Annotated in this window: 1 protein-coding gene; it reads right to left on the bottom strand. The window is 65.4% G+C overall.

Features of this window, described 5'->3' with window-relative positions:
• Positions 1-228 (bottom strand): translation initiation factor IF-2 associated domain-containing protein (locus KVS69_RS20965; protein WP_217540289.1); only part of this gene is annotated, 228 nt, incomplete at both ends.

The raw sequence follows: 228 nt of genomic DNA, 5'->3' as shown, positions 1-228 counted from the left end.
GCGTGCGATTTCCTCATCGCGCGCACGGTCCTTCTCGGCCAGTGCACGCTGCCCGTCCAGATTGCGCTGGCGGGATTCCTCCAGCTTGCGAAGGATGCCGGCGCGCTCCTCATCCGGCGTCATCGCCTTGCCACTGGCGTACTTGGTGTAGGGGCGCTTCTGGTGCACTTCAACATTGACGGTGGTCTTGCTGCGGCCGGCGCTGACCGTCACTGCCTGCAACCTGCG

The organism is Stenotrophomonas sp. GbtcB23, assembly GCF_019091045.1.
Classification (GTDB): domain Bacteria; phylum Pseudomonadota; class Gammaproteobacteria; order Xanthomonadales; family Xanthomonadaceae; genus Stenotrophomonas; species Stenotrophomonas rhizophila_A.
The sequence above is the reverse complement of the archived record's forward strand: the minus strand, read 5'-3'. Positions and strand labels throughout refer to the sequence as shown.